Origin of the sequence: Psychrobacter sp. Cmf 22.2 (assembly GCF_001921745.1) — a bacterium.
Classification (GTDB): Bacteria; Pseudomonadota; Gammaproteobacteria; order Pseudomonadales; family Moraxellaceae; genus Psychrobacter.
This window is the reverse complement of the sequence record NZ_MRYA01000001.1, coordinates 612897-628863: the sequence shown is the minus strand read 5'-3', so window position 1 is coordinate 628863 and position 15967 is coordinate 612897. Positions and strand designations below refer to the sequence as shown.

Annotated in this window: 13 protein-coding genes and 2 riboswitches; of the genes, 6 read left to right on the top strand and 7 right to left on the bottom strand. The window is 42.5% G+C overall.

Going from position 1 to position 15967, the window contains the following annotated elements:
• Positions 1-7 precede the first annotated feature (7 nt).
• The 3 genes from BTV98_RS02695 to BTV98_RS02685 all read right to left on the bottom strand — a co-directional run bounded on the left by BTV98_RS02695 (position 8) and on the right by BTV98_RS02685 (position 2297).
• On the bottom strand, positions 8-874 hold the full coding sequence (locus BTV98_RS02695) for a MoxR family ATPase (protein WP_058368504.1): 867 nt from the start codon (positions 872-874) through the stop codon (positions 8-10).
• Positions 875-1124: 250 nt separating this feature from the next.
• The gene (locus BTV98_RS02690) at positions 1125-1766 is read right to left on the bottom strand and encodes a hypothetical protein (protein WP_075102843.1); all 642 of its coding nucleotides are present in this window, start codon (positions 1764-1766) and stop codon (positions 1125-1127) included.
• A gap of 210 nt (positions 1767-1976) precedes the next feature.
• Entirely contained in the window at positions 1977-2297 is a 321-nt protein-coding gene (locus BTV98_RS02685) for a YcgL domain-containing protein (RefSeq protein WP_058368503.1), read from the bottom strand.
• 297 nt (positions 2298-2594) lie between these two features.
• Positions 2595-2727: riboswitch (glycine riboswitch) on the top strand.
• Positions 2728-2783: 56 nt separating this feature from the next.
• Positions 2784-2935, top strand: a riboswitch (glycine riboswitch).
• A 165-nt stretch (positions 2936-3100) separates the two neighbouring features.
• Here BTV98_RS02685 and gcvT point away from each other — a divergent pair.
• From gcvT to BTV98_RS02660, 5 genes are all read left to right on the top strand, one after another.
• Positions 3101-4291: a glycine cleavage system aminomethyltransferase GcvT gene (gcvT, locus tag BTV98_RS02680; protein WP_075102842.1), complete on the top strand. Its 1191-nt coding sequence runs from the start codon at positions 3101-3103 to the stop codon at positions 4289-4291.
• 156 nt (positions 4292-4447) lie between these two features.
• The gene (gcvH, locus tag BTV98_RS02675; RefSeq protein ID WP_075102841.1) at positions 4448-4828 is read left to right on the top strand and encodes a glycine cleavage system protein GcvH; all 381 of its coding nucleotides are present in this window, start codon (positions 4448-4450) and stop codon (positions 4826-4828) included.
• Between the two features lie 270 nt (positions 4829-5098).
• A complete protein-coding gene (locus tag BTV98_RS02670; RefSeq protein WP_227511714.1) occupies positions 5099-5857 on the top strand; it encodes a nitroreductase family protein in 759 nt (252 codons plus the stop codon).
• Positions 5858-6002: 145 nt separating this feature from the next.
• Positions 6003-8903 carry an aminomethyl-transferring glycine dehydrogenase gene (gene gcvP, locus BTV98_RS02665; protein WP_075102840.1) on the top strand — a complete coding sequence of 967 codons (2901 nt, stop codon included), beginning with the start codon at positions 6003-6005 and terminating at the stop codon, positions 8901-8903.
• A gap of 210 nt (positions 8904-9113) precedes the next feature.
• Complete coding sequence (locus tag BTV98_RS02660) at positions 9114-9788, top strand: triacylglycerol lipase (RefSeq protein WP_058368498.1); 675 nt, start codon at positions 9114-9116, stop codon at positions 9786-9788.
• Between the two features lie 28 nt (positions 9789-9816).
• On the opposite strand, the gene BTV98_RS02655 is transcribed toward BTV98_RS02660, so the two are convergent.
• The 4 genes from BTV98_RS02655 to BTV98_RS02640 form a co-directional block, all read right to left on the bottom strand.
• Entirely contained in the window at positions 9817-11178 is a 1362-nt protein-coding gene (locus tag BTV98_RS02655; RefSeq protein ID WP_227511713.1) for an HRDC domain-containing protein, read from the bottom strand.
• Between the two features lie 204 nt (positions 11179-11382).
• Positions 11383-11976, bottom strand: coding sequence for a recombination mediator RecR (recR, locus tag BTV98_RS02650; RefSeq protein ID WP_058368497.1), 594 nt, complete (start codon positions 11974-11976; stop codon positions 11383-11385).
• Positions 11977-12083: 107 nt separating this feature from the next.
• A complete protein-coding gene (locus BTV98_RS02645; protein ID WP_058368496.1) occupies positions 12084-12413 on the bottom strand; it encodes a YbaB/EbfC family nucleoid-associated protein in 330 nt (109 codons plus the stop codon).
• Positions 12414-12498: 85 nt separating this feature from the next.
• On the bottom strand, positions 12499-13791 hold the full coding sequence (locus BTV98_RS02640) for an O-succinylhomoserine sulfhydrylase (protein WP_058368495.1): 1293 nt from the start codon (positions 13789-13791) through the stop codon (positions 12499-12501).
• A gap of 450 nt (positions 13792-14241) precedes the next feature.
• Between BTV98_RS02640 and BTV98_RS02635 the strand changes: the two genes are divergently transcribed.
• Positions 14242-15882 (top strand): phospholipase D family protein, encoded by a 1641-nt coding sequence (locus tag BTV98_RS02635; RefSeq protein WP_058368494.1) that lies wholly within the window; start codon positions 14242-14244, stop codon positions 15880-15882.
• Positions 15883-15967: the final 85 nt, after the last annotated feature.

Genomic DNA, 15967 nt, shown 5'->3' with positions numbered 1-15967 from the left:
TTTAACCTTAGCGGCGCATCATATTAGCAAAACGCTGTAATAAATTGACATCAGCTTCATTCTTTAGCAGTGCACCGTATAGAGGCGGAATGGACTTCTCTCCACGCAGATTTTCTTCTAATTCTTCTTGTGCCATATCATCAGCCAGCAGTAAAGTTAACCAATCGACCAACTCTGAGGTTGATGGTGGTTTTTTGAGTCCTTGAATATTACGCAGTTTATAAAAGATATCGAGCGCATCGTTGACCAGCTTTTCTTGGATATTTGGGAAATGCACTTCAATAATTTGGCGCATGGTTTGCTCTTCTGGGAAGTCGATATAATGAAAAAAGCAACGACGCAAAAACGCGTCTGGCAGCTCTTTTTCATTGTTTGAAGTAATAATGACGACTGGACGCTGCTCGGCAGTAATGGTCTCGCCTGTCTCATAAACATAAAAAGACATTTTATCGAGTTCATGCAGCAAATCATTAGGAAACTCGATATCTGCTTTATCCACTTCATCGATGAGGAGCACGCTGCGCTCTTTACTGGTGAAAGCCTCCCAAAGCTTACCAGGCTTGATGTAGTTGCCAATCTCATATACTTTATCATCCCCTAACTGCGAATCACGCAAGCGCGATACTGCATCGTACTCATACAATCCCTGCTCAGCTTTAGTAGTCGATTTGATGTGCCAAGTAATAAGCGGCATACCTAAGCTGTTAGCCACTTCTTCTGCAAGTAGCGTTTTACCCGTGCCAGGCTCACCTTTAATCAGCAGCGGCTTTTGTAACGTCATCGCTGCATTAACTGCCAGTTGCAGATCATCAGTGGCAATATAGCTTTTGGTGCCTGTAAAGCTCGGTTTTGCAGTCTTATTCTCAGTGCTCATGGTCAAATCTCTGTCGTTGTTATCAATGTGAAATTATAGAAAATTAATGGTTTAGATTAGCACAGCATATCTCAATGCCCAAATACTCATGCGTCGCAGTCACTAGTGAAGCTCAAACAATTTAGGGCTATAAAACAAATCTATGACCAAAAAAAAGACACGCATAGGTGTCTTTTATCATGTTACTTAGTCTCTATCTTATATCTCTATAGAGCTTTTAAAACTTATAATCGTTACCAGTTAAAAGTTATTATCTCTTATCTAGATTGACTGAACTGCCTTTAGCAGCTTCCTCATTTTTAGTGCTAAGAGAATCTTTGGTCGTAGTGTTATCACTCACTGGGGTATTCACTGGTAAAGAGCCGTTACTTAACTCGCCTGTACTACTTTTTTCGCCTATATAATTACCCGTTGCCAGCTGCAGGTTTGCTTGTGTGTCTTCAGCGCTACGATGACGGGCTCTATCCAAACTTGACTCAAAAGCCCCGCGAATAAGCTGCCAGACAAAACCTACGAATAAACCGGCGACCAATACTATTAGAACGGGTAACGAATTGGTGATAGCGCCTACCATATCTTTCATCATAATAGCATAGACCACGCTGATGCTTGCCGGTGCAATAACACTAGGATCGCTCAGTGCAGTCCCTGGCGCCAAGAGAACAGCAAATAGGACCATCCAGCTCATGCCACCTAATGGACGCGGCAACATACGTGCCACCAATATCCAAAGTAGCAATACTATAATAGAGCCGCCAAGGTATGCGTACATTGGCAAATCAGCAGGCGGCACATCTTTAACCATCTGACTCCACCAAATGACAATCTCACCAAGAAGGTCGCTAAGCTTTTCTAGAGGTAAGCTTTCTAAGATACTTTTTAACCAGTCCATGCGTGTTTAGTTACCTAAGTTTATAAGTTGCTCGGTTTATCAGTCGCTTGGTTTGTAAATCAATGACAATGATCTTACAGCTAGTAGCAAAATCACTATTTAAAGAATTACTAACTAAAAAAACAATAACCAAATAGTCATCTAATCGACTGACCGCTTAGCATCGATATACAAGCTTGATAGGTGATTAGTTTATCACGATATAGATACTCAATCGTAAATATTGTCTTGAGACTCACGAGCACGCAACTCTGCTTGACGGCGCATCACATCTTGTGGCGGCATTTGAACAAAATACCCTTGGGATTTTAGTTTTGCCAATACATCCTTTTTATCAACGCGAGCAAGCGTTGGCGTTGTCTCTAAATCTAAATGCATAACAAATTTGCTCACCCCCAAACTGGCTCTAAAGTCTTTTGGCAATACACTTAACCAATCTTTAATTTCGTCGGTGTCATCAGGGTAGTCTGGACGAGCAATGTAGACATACATATCGTCATGTTTGGGAAACTTATAAATATCACAATGCATAAAACACCTATCTAACACGAAAAATGAAAGCAAATCACACATCAAAACTGACATAAAAAATGCTTATGAATAATAGAATTATAGCCTATCACGGTATGACTTGTTATCAATAGTGACTTTTAGTATAGGCAACTTTATTTAGCGCTTAGTGTGTGTCTTCATTGAAACGTTACTCAGACCTGATTTTTAATTTATAAGCATCCGTCTGTCAACCTACCAAAATATTAGGTTTTTATAAAATTATTGGTATTAATCCCATTGATGACTTGTAAAAGCGTGCCTAACCTTTCATAATAAAAGCGTTTTTCAGGAGAGAGTCATTTAGCAGTATGAGCCCTTATATTTATAAGGCGTTACTGATACTGTCATACGACCACCGAAGGCGCATCTACCCTGCCAATCGCTCAGGTAAAAGGACTGAAAAACGCATGTCCCTCGTTGTCTATTTGCATTTTTTATTTTAATTTTGCAATCATACACAAGCGACATAACAAATCTGGAGAGAGGTAAGGCGCTAGCAACGGCACCTTACCCACCGAAGGGGAGAAAATACGATACTGTGTGCTCATATTAAGTTATAACTGCTAACATATAGCTATCGTGTTGAAAATCTCAGGTCACAGGACAGATAGGGCTTTTGCTTAAACGGACATTATGCGTCTGTTTGGCTTCTTGCTTTATTTTTTGTGCTACCCTTTAGAGCAATGTTTGCACCTTGCAATCTTGCTTCTCGCTACTGTAATGACGCTCATCATCCTTGTACTTTTTACAAAAGACTGATGACGTACACACAAGGATTTGTTATGACTGATACTAATTCTCAAAATACCAGTTCTCAGGAAAATACTAGCCACGCCCCTCAGCACACTCCTCTATACCAGTCTCACGTCGATAGTGATGGCAAGATGGTGGACTTTTCTGGCTGGGAGCTGCCAATTCATTATGGCTCGCAAATCGAAGAGCATGAGGCTGTACGTACTGATGCTGGCATGTTTGATGTCTCACATATGGTCGTGGCTGATGTCAAAGGTCAAGACGCCAAAGCATGGTTACAAAAACTGCTGGCAAACGATGTCAATAAACTAAAAACAGTCGGTAAAGCTTTATACTCTCCTATGCTGAATGAGCAAGGCGGTATTATTGACGATCTTATTGTCTACTTAATAAATGCTGATGAGACTGAGTATCGTATTGTATCAAATGCGGGCACTCGCGATAAGAACATCGCTCACTTTAATAAAGTTTCTGACGCTTTTGATGTGACGATTACTGAGCGTCCAGAGCTTGCTATGCTTGCCGTCCAAGGGCCAAATGCAGTCGCAAAACTGGCTCAAGCCAAACCAAGCTGGAGCGCTATTCTTGATGGATTAAAACCTTTCGTTGGTGCTGATCTTACCGATATAGAGGGTACAGATTGGTTTGTCGCTCGTACTGGTTATACGGGTGAGGATGGCGTTGAAGTCATTATGCATGCTGATGACGCGCCAGCTTTCTTTGAGCTATTAAAAGCCAATGGCATCAAACCGGCTGGGCTTGGCGCACGTGATACGCTACGCCTAGAAGCTGGTATGAATCTTTATGGTCATGACATGGATGAGAGCATCAGCCCTTACGAATGTAACATGGGCTGGACACTTGCTCTAAAAGACGATCGCGACTTTGTTGGTCGTGAAGCCTTGGTCAACCAGCGCAAGCAAGCAAAAGAAGACGGCACTGCAATGAAACAAGTTGGTCTACTATTGACAACTCGCGGTGTCTTGCGTGAAGGGATGGAGGTGACCATCAACCAAGGCGCGGACAACGAGCAAAAAGGCATTATCACTAGTGGCACATTCTCCCCTAGCCTCAAAAGCTCTATCGCTATCGCCCGTGTCCCTGCTAGCTTATCAGACGATGATAAAGTGCAAATCGATTTACGCGGTAAAGGTAAATTCGTAGATGCACGCGTCCTTAAGCTACCATTTGTACGCAATGGTAAACAGCAGTTCGACTGATTTTAATATTGACTAAATTAAACGAATACTGTTTGATTATGGGTTAATCGAGACTTTTGATAACAACGCTGAAAGTGTCGATTGACCACAGCCTATTATTGGCTCTTATTTTTTATATGTTCTATTAACCAGCCTCTATCATTTAGGAGAGACACCATGAGCAATGTTCCAGCAGAATTAAAATACATCGCTAGCCACGAATGGTTACGTTTAGAAGAAGACGGTACTATCACCGTTGGTATCACTGATCATGCCCAAGACTTGCTTGGTGACGTGGTGTTCGTTGAGTTACCAGAAGTTGGTGACACTATCGTCGTTGATGATGAAATCTCAGTGGTAGAGTCAGTAAAAGCGGCCTCTGATGTGTATGCGCCTATCTCAGGTGAAGTCGTTGCTATTAATGAAAGTTTAGAAGATGATCCAGAAATCATCAACTCAGACCCTTATGGCGATGGCTGGTTCTTTAGAATGAAACCTGACAACTTGGATGACTACGAAGCACTATTAACGGCTGAAGAGTATCAAAACGAGCTATAATTTTTTAAAGCTTTTATGCTAACGTCTTACGCTAGCTATCAAAAAACTGCAGATATTGGCGTCAGCTGATGTCTGCTTATGTCTTATAAGACATAGTTAACCTTATCAAAAAACCAACTGGCTATCGTGTTACGCCATTTATACCATCCTATTATTACCTGTTTTTTGCTTATATTTTTATCTTTTTTTTATTAACGCGACGTTTTGGAGCTTTATATGAGTCAAGCAGATATTAACGACAACCATATCAATGCAGCCGACGCGCCAAAGATGCGAGCAGAGAAAAGCAAAACAGACAATCTAGCAACGCCAAGCTATACTCCGCAACTGCAAGCCTTTAGCCAAGTTATAGAATCGCGTCGTTCGGTACGCCGCTTTACTGATACGCCTATTCCTGATGATGTGCTCGCAGAATGCCTACGACTTGCAATGCTAGCGCCAAACTCTAGTAACTTGCAGCCGTGGGAGTTTTATGTGATTGACAGCGCAGATAGCCGCAAACGCGCTGTTAAAAACTGTATGAACCAAAATGCCGCAAAAACATCTGCCCGTTTGATTGCCGTTGTTGCACGTACAGATATTTGGCATGATCACGCTAAGCAGGTTTTGCGTGAGTATCCTGATAAGCCTGTACCAAAAAAGGTGACGGACTACTACACCAAAGTAGTCACAGCAGACTTTTTGCGTGGTCCGATAAACGCAATCTCTGTCGTTAAATGGGGCGCAACGCAAGTAGCTAGGCGAGTAAAAGGTCCAATAAAGTCGCCTTACTATACCTTTGAAGATGTCAAAAACTGGGCGACAAACAATACAGCGCTTGCTGCTGAAAACTTAATGCTAGCGTTACGGGCACATGGGTTTGATAGCTGTCCGATGGGTGGTTTTGACGAGCCCGCAATGAAAAAGCTGCTCAACCTTGGCGATGACCACCATATCGTTATGATGATTGGTGCAGGCGAGCGTTCTGACAAAGGTATTTATCACTCGCAGTTTCGCTTCGACCAAAAGCAGTTTGTTCACTATGTTTGACCCTATATATTGTCGAGCTTTATACGGTCTATCTCGTATTTTTTAACCCTTTAATAAGTGTCTGGTCTAAAGTTATTTTCTCAATTTTATGCCATCTTTTTTATCCTAACTTATTACTTTTTTACCAAGTCTATTAAGGATTGTCATGACTAATTCTCAAAAACCTACCTTTGATACTTTTAAAGGTTTATTTAATGAAACTGAATTTGTTTATCGTCATTTAGGTTCCAATGATGCCAAGCAAGCTGATATGCTAAGTGCTATTGGTTATAAAGACATGGCAAGCTTTATTAATGATACGGTCCCTGAACCAGTACGCATACATAGAGAATTAGATTTGCCACTTGCAATGAGTGAGCATGCAGCACTTGCCAAATTACGTACTATGGCAGACAACATCACAGTCAATAAGAGTTATATCGGTCAAGGTTACTCGCCTGTGCGTATGCCAGCGGTGATTCAGCGTAATGTGCTTGAAAATCCAGGTTGGTATACTGCCTATACGCCTTATCAAGCTGAAATCGCTCAAGGTCGTCTAGAAGCATTGCTTAATTTTCAGCAAGTTTGTATTGATCTTACTGGACTTGAGCTGGCTGGTGCATCGCTACTTGACGAGGCGACTGCCGCTGCAGAAGCGATGGCCATGTCAAAGCGTATGAGTAAAAGCAAATCAAACCAATTTTTTGTTGATGAGCGTATCTACCCGCAAACACTAGATGTCATCCACACTCGTGCTAAGTATTTTGGTTGGGAAGTCGTCGTTGGTGATTTTGAGACTGCCAAATCGGGTGATTATTTTGGTGCCTTATTCCAGTATGTCGGTGTCGAGGGTGATGTTAAAGACTTAACCGACGTTATTAGCGCTGTTAAGCAAAACAAGACCTACACGTCAGTCGTCAGCGATATCATGAGCTTGGTGTTATTAAAGTCACCTGCTGATATGGGTGCAGACCTTGCCCTAGGTAGCACGCAACGTTTTGGTATCCCTATGGGCTTTGGTGGTCCACACGCTGCCTATTTTGCATTCTCTGATAAAGCAAAACGCTCCGCACCTGGTCGTATCATTGGGGTTTCAAAAGACTCACAAGGCAATACTGCCCTGCGTATGGCGTTACAGACTCGCGAGCAGCATATCCGCCGCGAAAAAGCCAACTCAAATATCTGTACCTCACAAGTATTGCTTGCCAACCTTGCTGGCATGTATGCCGTCTATCATGGCCCAAGCGGTGTAAAGCGTATCGCTACTCGTATTCATGCGTTTGCGACTGCTTTTGCTGATGTTATTAGCACTGCAGATAGCGATAATCAACTAAATGTCGTTCATAAGCAGTTTTTTGACACCGTGGTGGTTGATTGTGGCTCAGAAAAGCTTGCCACACAAATCTTTGAGAATGCAGACAATGTTGGCTACAACTTATGGCGTTTGAGTGAAAATAAACTGGGTGTGTCATTTAGTGAAATCAGTGACGAGAAAGACTTTAATGTCTTAACTCAATTATTTGTTAATAAGTCACATGATCTGCCTGAAGCGGCTTCTGTCTCTTTAGATGCGGAGCATTTACGTACAGACGATATACTGACTCATCCTGTATTTAACTCGCATCATACCGAGCATGAAATGCTGCGTTACTTAAAATCGCTTGAAGATAAAGATTTGGCGATGAACCGCAGTATGATTCCACTTGGTAGCTGTACGATGAAGCTAAACGCTACTAGTGAGATGTTACCTATTACCTGGCCTGAATTTGCGAACGTGCATCCTTTTGCACCGCGTGACCAAGTCGGTGGCTATATCGATATGATTGATAGCTTACAAGAGCAGCTAAAAGCCATTACAGGTTTTGATGATGTCTCTATGCAGCCAAACTCTGGTGCTTCAGGTGAGTATGCAGGGCTGCTAGCAATTCGTCGCTATCATGAATCACTAGGCGAAACAGATCGTGATGTTTGCCTCATTCCTCAATCAGCGCACGGTACCAACCCTGCGACGGCGATGATGATGGGCATGAAAGTCGTCGTGGTCAAAACAGATGACAACGGTAACGTAGATATAGATGATCTTAATGCTAAGTGTGAAGAACACAGCAAACACCTTGGCGCCTTGATGATTACTTATCCGTCAACGCATGGTGTATTTGAAGAAGGCATTCGCAAGATTTGTGACCTCATCCATAAGCATGGTGGTCAAGTCTATATGGATGGCGCTAATATGAACGCTCAGGTTGGTATCATGCAGCCGGCTGACGTTGGTGCAGACGTCCTACATATGAACCTTCACAAGACTTTTTGTATTCCACATGGTGGCGGTGGTCCTGGTATGGGCCCTATCGGTATGCAGGCGCATTTGGCGCCATTTATGGCTAACCACACTATCAGTCCAGTCCATAATGCGCAAAAGGACTGCTCAGCAGTATCTGCCGCACCGTATGGTTCTGCGAGTATCTTACCGATCTCATGGATGTATATCGCGATGATGGGCCGTGATGGCTTACTTAAAGCAACCAATCTGGCACTTTTAAACGCCAACTATGTTGCCTCTCAGTTAAAAGGCCACTACCCTGTTCTATACACGGGTAAAAATGGTCAAGTCGCACACGAATGTATCATTGATATTCGTCCACTAAAAGAAGAGACAGGTATCAGCGAGAGCGATATCGCCAAACGCTTGATGGACTATGGCTTCCATGCGCCAACAATGAGCTTCCCAGTAGCTGGCACCTTGATGATTGAGCCGACAGAGTCTGAGTCTGTTGAAGAGCTAGATCGCTTTATCAATGCATTAAAATCTATCAAAGCCGAAGCGATGAAAGCCAAAGCGGGCGAAGACGGTTGGACACTTGAAGACAATCCATTGGTTAATGCCCCGCATACAGCTTCTATGATCACTGATAGCGAATGGACCCATCCATACAGCCGTGATGTCGCTGCGTTCCCACTGCCTTACGTCCGTGCTCATAAGTTCTGGCCAAGTGTGGCACGTGTTGATGACGCTTATGGCGACAAAAACCTAATGTGTTCTTGCCCAAGTATCGAAAACTATATGTAGTATGTGGTAACAGGCAGTCGTCTTAAGTCTTTTATATAAAAACAAACCTCCAAGTCAGTAGCTGATTTGGAGGTTTTTATTTTTTACATTACTTATATACCTATTTATCATAAGCAATTAACAAGATTATTTAACGATATACTAAGGCATGTTCAATACTTATTAATAGGCACTGCTGATCATTATTTAACACATTTTTTGGACGATAACATGCAACAAAAAAACCGCGTCATTCTTATTCATGGTCTGCATCAAACCGCATGGATTATGCGACCATTGGCCAAACGCTTGCAAGCCGCAGGCTTTAGTACTCATCAATACGGCTACCGTAGTATGCGTGACAGTATTACGACCAATAGTCAGCGTCTTAATACGTGGCTTGAAAACAACCATCATCCCGACCAGCCGTTAGATTTGGTGGGGCATAGTTTAGGCGGGCTGATTATTCGCGACTTTGTTTACCATTATCCAAAGTGGCAGATTGGACGCTGTGTGACCCTAGGTACACCGCATGTTGGCAGCGTTTGTGCCGATTATATCTGGCGATTAACCCCTGCCATTGTAGGCCGCTCATACGTCGATGCATTAGATGGGACGGTGGCACCATTGCCACAACATATTACTTTGGGAGTGATTGCGGGTAATAAGCCCTATGGTTTAGGGCAACTGTTTTTGCAATATCATAATCGAAAATTGCGTAAAGCAGACAAATCAAATCCTGAGCAAGAACTTGTGCATGATGGAACGGTATATGTAAAAGAGACTAAAATTGACGCTGCCACGGATCATATCGTCTTACCTGTCTCGCATACAGGCATGTTAGTAAATGAAACAGTGGCTAAGCAAACTGAACACTTTTTGCAGCACGGAAAATTTAAACGCTGATATTTAACCAAGACAAATATCCAAACGCTCAAATATTAATACCCATCCCTTGCTGCAATTCAGTCTTATGTTGTTCAATCACTGGAATCAAAGTTTGCATCACCCACTCATTACGCCAGCCTTTTAGACCTTCTGGTAATTCGGCCAAATTTTTATCAAAGGCAATAACCTCATAAAGCTGACCTAACCATTTTTTGCGCATAAGCACGTTAGCTGGCACGCCAAGCTCTTTAGCTTGCTCGTCTACCGCTTGCTGTACCGCTTTTGATAGTACTTTATTTTTCGAGCGGTATGGCGGTAGTAGACACTCTGGATGCTCAACAGGCGCTAAGTTTTTTGCCTCTTTAATGACCTTTAGCAGCTCCTCACCATAAAGTCGCAACATACTACGGTGCATCGTCGTCTTATGGGCAAGCGCGCGCATACTCATTGGCTGTTCAGTGATAATCTCACGTACCGCCTGTTTTTTGATTACAAAGGTACGCGGCTGGTTGGTCGAACGTGCCAGCGCTTCACGCCAAGTAGCCACTGCTTTTAGTATAGCCATCTGCTGCGAATTATAACGATAATCTGCCATCGTCAAATACATAGCTTCATCTTCAACATGCTGCACCTTGTATAGTTCATGAGCATAGAGCTGACAATCCGCCCATACATAATCATATAAACCTTGCTTTTTTAATTCATATTCCAGACTCAAATATAGCGCAGGTAGAAAACGCACATCATCAATAGCATATTGTTCTTGTTCATCCGATAACGGACGTTGTAGCCAATCAGACTGGCTTTGCTCTTTGTCAATTTGCATGTCTAACTGATCATCAAGCGCTTGCTGATAGCCCATTTGCAGTTGACCCGTTAAATAAGACAGCGCAATTTGCGTATCAAAAATATTGGTCAATGGCGGACAGCCAGAGAGTAGATAAAAAATGCCTAAATCTTCTCCGCAAGCATGCCAAATCGCCACATCGACTTCAGTTAGCACTTGCCATAGTTCAGCTAGTTGCAGTTGCGGCGCATCTAATAAATAAATGTGATCGCCAGTATTAAGCTGCACCAATGCCAAGCGTGGATAGTAGGTATCACGCTTGATAAATTCAGTATCTAACGCTACCCGTCCGCAAACTTCCAAGGCTTTGATAACCTCGTCCAACTGTCCTTGCTCACGTACCCAAGTGACAGACGCTTCATCTGCTATGTCTAGCAATGCGTCAATATCTGGCTCGACAAGCATGTCTACCATATTAGTAACTGCGTACGTTTGACCCTTGTCAACGCCTTCTTTTGCATCGGGTTGCAAAACATTATCTCGAAACAAACCGCCTTGAGACAAATCATCTTGCGATAAATTGGTTTGGGCGCTTAAATCAACAGAGCTTAGATCAGACACGGGCAGATACCTGCTTAAATAGAAGAAAAAAGAGCGCTATCAATAGCGCTTAGAGACAATAAAAGAAAATTATAACAAATTAGCGTTCATGTTTTGGCGCGTTTCGTATAACAGCGTCAAGTTTAAAGCAATAATGACGTATATAAAAACTTACACGCTTAAAGCCATTAGGTACGAGACTAAAACATATAGCCTTTGTTTATATTATAAAAAGGAGCGATTTTGTAGTGCCTGTCCCAATGTCATACTATCTAGATATTCAAGCTCACCGCCTATGGGTACGCCTTGTGCCAAACGTGTGACTTTATTGACATGACGGCTCACCGCTTCGCTGATAAAGTGTGCCGTTGTCTGACCTTCAACGGTGGTACCTGTTGCCAATATCAGCTCCTCCACCTGCTCTTGTTTAACACGCCATACCAGCTGGTCAATGTTTAAATCATCAGCACTAATACCATCAATCGGTGACAGATGCCCGCCTAAGACAAAATAACGTCCACGGTAGCCTGCGGTTTGCTCGATGGCCATGACGTCAGCGGCGGTTTCGACCACACATAACAATCCATTATCACGTCTTGGATCTTGGCACAGTGGACAAACCGCATCATCACTGAAGCTATGACAACGCTGACACTCAACAATATCACGCATTGCCTCATCAAGTGCTTGAGCAAGTGCCATCCCTTGCGGACGTTTTTTGGTAAGGAGGTGGAGTGCCATACGCTGGGCACTTTTTTGCCCAACACCTGGTAAAATACGCAGCTGTTTAACCAGCTGATCAAATTTAGCTGTAAGCAAATCTGCTTCCTTTATCTATAAACCGTAGATATAAAAATGGGGTCGTATCCGGTGGATAACAACCCCATTATTGTCTTCAATATGCAGTATTTACCGCAAATTGAGACTTAGAATAAACCCTGCATACCTGGTGGCAGACCCATACCTGAAGTCGCGCCAGCCATTGTCTCTTCATACAGCTCATCCGCTTGACGGACCGCGTCATTGATAGCAGCAGCGATCAAATCTTCAATCATATCAGGCTCATCTTCAAGCAAGCTTGGATCGATACTTAAACGCTTGACCACGTGACGACCGGTCATAGTGACTTTGACTAAGCCACTACCCGCCTCTGCTTGGACTTCTTTATTTGCTAGATCCTTTTTTGCCGATTCGACATTGGCTTCGACCTTTTTTTGCATTGTCTGAGCTTGCTGCATAAGTGCTTGAATGTTCATAATTGCCTCTTTGTTTTATATTGATGAATGATAAATAGCTTTTAATCATAAAGTTAATACGATAACGTTGATTATACCGTCATCTTTATAAACTGTCTAAACCACGCGCCAAATCTTTGATAATGTCTTCCACATCTTCTAGTCCTACTGACAACCGAATAAGCCCATCTTTGACACCAGCCTCAGCGCGTGCCTCAGGGGTAAGCCTAAAATGAGTCGTGGTCGCAGGATGGGTAATGGTGGTTTTGGCATCCCCTAAATTATTAGTAATAGAGACCATTTGTGTTGAGTCAATGACATGCCAAGCAGCTGCTTTTGTATCGCGTTTGTTGGCATGATTGTCATCAGTAGACGCTTTAACCTCAAACCCCATAATGGCGCCATAGCCATTCTTCATATGATGCTGACGTTTGGTAAGCTCATGAGAGGGATGATCTAAGAGCCCTGAAAAGTGCACTTTACTGACGTTAGGATGACTGTTCAAAAACTCTGCCACTTGATTGGCATTGGCACAGTGCGCCTGCATACGTAATTTAAGGGTCTCAAGCCCTTTGGTAAAGACCCAAGCATTGAACGGACTCATGCTAATACCGCCTGAGCGTACAACGGTAAATGCTTCTTGCATCAGCTTATCACTACCGACAAGCGCACCGCCTAATACTCGGCCTTGTCCGTCCAAGTATTTGGTTGCAGAATGAATAACCACATCAGCCCCTAAATCTAACGGCCGCTGTAGCGCTGGCGTGGCGAAGCAATTATCAACGACTAGTAACACATCATTGGCTTTACACAGCTGACTTAAATAACCAATATCACAAATCTGGGCCAACGGATTACTTGGGCTTTCGCAATAAATCACTTTAGTATTTGGTTGTATAGCATTTGCCCATGCTTCATTATCGAAGCAATCAACATAGCTGACCTCAACGCCAAACTTAGCCATGTAATTATTAAATAAACCAATGGATGAGCCAAAGAGCTGGTTGGCTGCAAGCAGATGATCACCCGCCTTTAGGTAGGCTAAGCACATAGTCAAAATCGCGCCCATACCTGAGGCCGTGGCAACCGCACGTTCACCGTTTTCAAGTGCGGCTAGACGACGCTCAAAGGTGCGCACGCTGGGGTTGGTATGGCGCGAATAAACATTACCGGTCTTTGTCCCATCAAAATGCGCGGCAGCATCACTTGCTGAAGCATAAACATAAGAGCTGGTGGTAAAGATAGGTTCGGCGTGTTCTCCTTCATCGGTACGATGCTGCCCTGCTCGAACCGCAATAGTCTGCATGCCATAATCAAGATCTAAATCTAAAGCATCATTGCGCCAGTTTGGATCCAATTGATTTGAATTGCTTTTATTATGCGCTTGCGATTGACTCATAAGTTTTCCGTTACTATGGTTGATATTAACATTACTGATTGTATTTTTAATGATAGATAAGTCAAAGCGCTTATCATATCATGCTCCTATATAACAGACATTAAATTTCAGGTATCGCTTTTGATTGCTTATCTATTTCAAATTTATTTTAAAACACTCAACGTTCATAGTCGGTTTCAAGCACTTGTTATGAATTATTTTTAAAAGCTTTTTTTAAATAACAGAACCTAGACTAAGTTCAAGTTGTTATACCAGTGCGATTGAATGCTGATTTAAGAAAAATAACGTATTTTTTATATGCAGATACTGCGTCACCTGCTAAGCTTGGCAGCGTTTTAAACTGTGCTTTAAACGCTGCTATTATATATCTTATAAACAATGCTATTATTCCTCCACATTAGTCTATATAAATTTCAATATATTTTAGATATTTACCAAGGTAAACCAGTTATGTCGATGTTAAGTAGAGAGCCGAGCAGCTTGTCACTGAGTCTAACACTTGGTCTAACATTAGGTCTTAGTGGATGCCAAAGCTTGCCAAAACAGCCGCATCTGCCTGAAAGCCAAGCGTTATCAGCGCGTGTCAATGCTTTATACCAACAAGACAGTAGCTTGGATAATGAAGGCAAAAATAGCATCATTAATAACAACGACTTAGTGGCAGCCATCAGTGAACAAAACGATATTCATCCTGAGCTATCGGGTTATCATCCTATTGTCACTGGAGCAAATGCTTTCGCCTCGCGGAGTATTCTGACTGATATGGCTACTCGTAGTATTGATGTGCAGTACTATATTTGGCACGATGACCAAGCAGGCCAACTGTTGCTAAAAGATTTGTGGAAAGCTGCTGAGCGCGGGGTAATCGTACGCTTACTACTTGATGATTTTAATAACAATTCAAAGCTTGATCAGCACTTGTTACGTTTTGCCAGTCATCCAAATATCGCTGTACGCATTATCAACCCTTTGATGCATCGTAAAGTTCAAGCGTTGAACTTCGTTACTGGTTTGCCGCGTATCAACAGACGCATGCATAATAAAAGCATGACCTTTGATAAACAAATCACCGTTATCGGAGGACGCAATATTGGTAACGAGTACCTTAGTAATGATCAAAGCAGTCAATTTGCTGACCTAGACGTGCTACTCATTGGCAAAGTAGTAGCCGATATTGACAACAGTTTTATAAGCTATTGGTCAGCTCCTATATCCTTCGATATAGAAACGCTAGTGACTCTTGATAAAGGCGCTACCAGTAATTTTTTGTCAGGTTTAGATAAATTAGATGGAGATGAGAAGAGCCGTACCAGCAGTAGTTTAGCGACCTATAAAACAGCTATTGAAGACTCATCTATCGATACCGACCTTATCAATAAGCGTGTACCATTTCGTTGGACAGATATGCAGTTCTTAAGCGATGATGTGGGCAAATTGACCAAAACCGTCCCTACTGACAGCAACTTAGTCCATCAATTAAGGACACTACTTGGTAGCCCGTCTGAAAAGCTAACCATAATTTCGTCCTATTTTGTCCCAACTAAAGCTGGGGTAGACACGTTAGTACAACTAGCAGAATCAGGAATTGATATAAAGATTTTGACCAACTCTTTTAATGCAACTGATGTAACCGCGGTTCATTCTGGCTATAGTAAGTGGCGCCCTCACTTACTCGCTGCTGGCGTTAAAATATATGAGCTAAAATCAACCGCTAGTGAAGAAAAGCGCGAAAACAAACTGTGGAAAGCGCGCAGTCAGTCGTCAACCAGCCTACATGCAAAGACTTTCGCTGTAGATGACCATCAAGTCTTTATTGGTTCCTATAATGTTGACCCGCGCTCAGCTAATATTAACACCGAAATGGGCGTGATTATCAGTGACGATGAGCTGGCAAGACAACTACATGCAGCACTCAGTGATGATCTATTGAGCCAAGCCTATGAAGTAAAATTAATAGATAACCATCAATTACAATGGCATACGCTCGAAGATGGAGAGAAAGTGGTGTATGATTCAGAACCAAAAGTAGATTTTACTGATCATTTATGGCTGACTATCATGTCTTGGTTGCCTATTGATTGGTTGTTATAAATATTAACTATGTCTTCTTTTAATGTTATCAATGTCATTATTCATTACGTCGTTATTCATTACATAGTCGCAAGATATTTTCGTT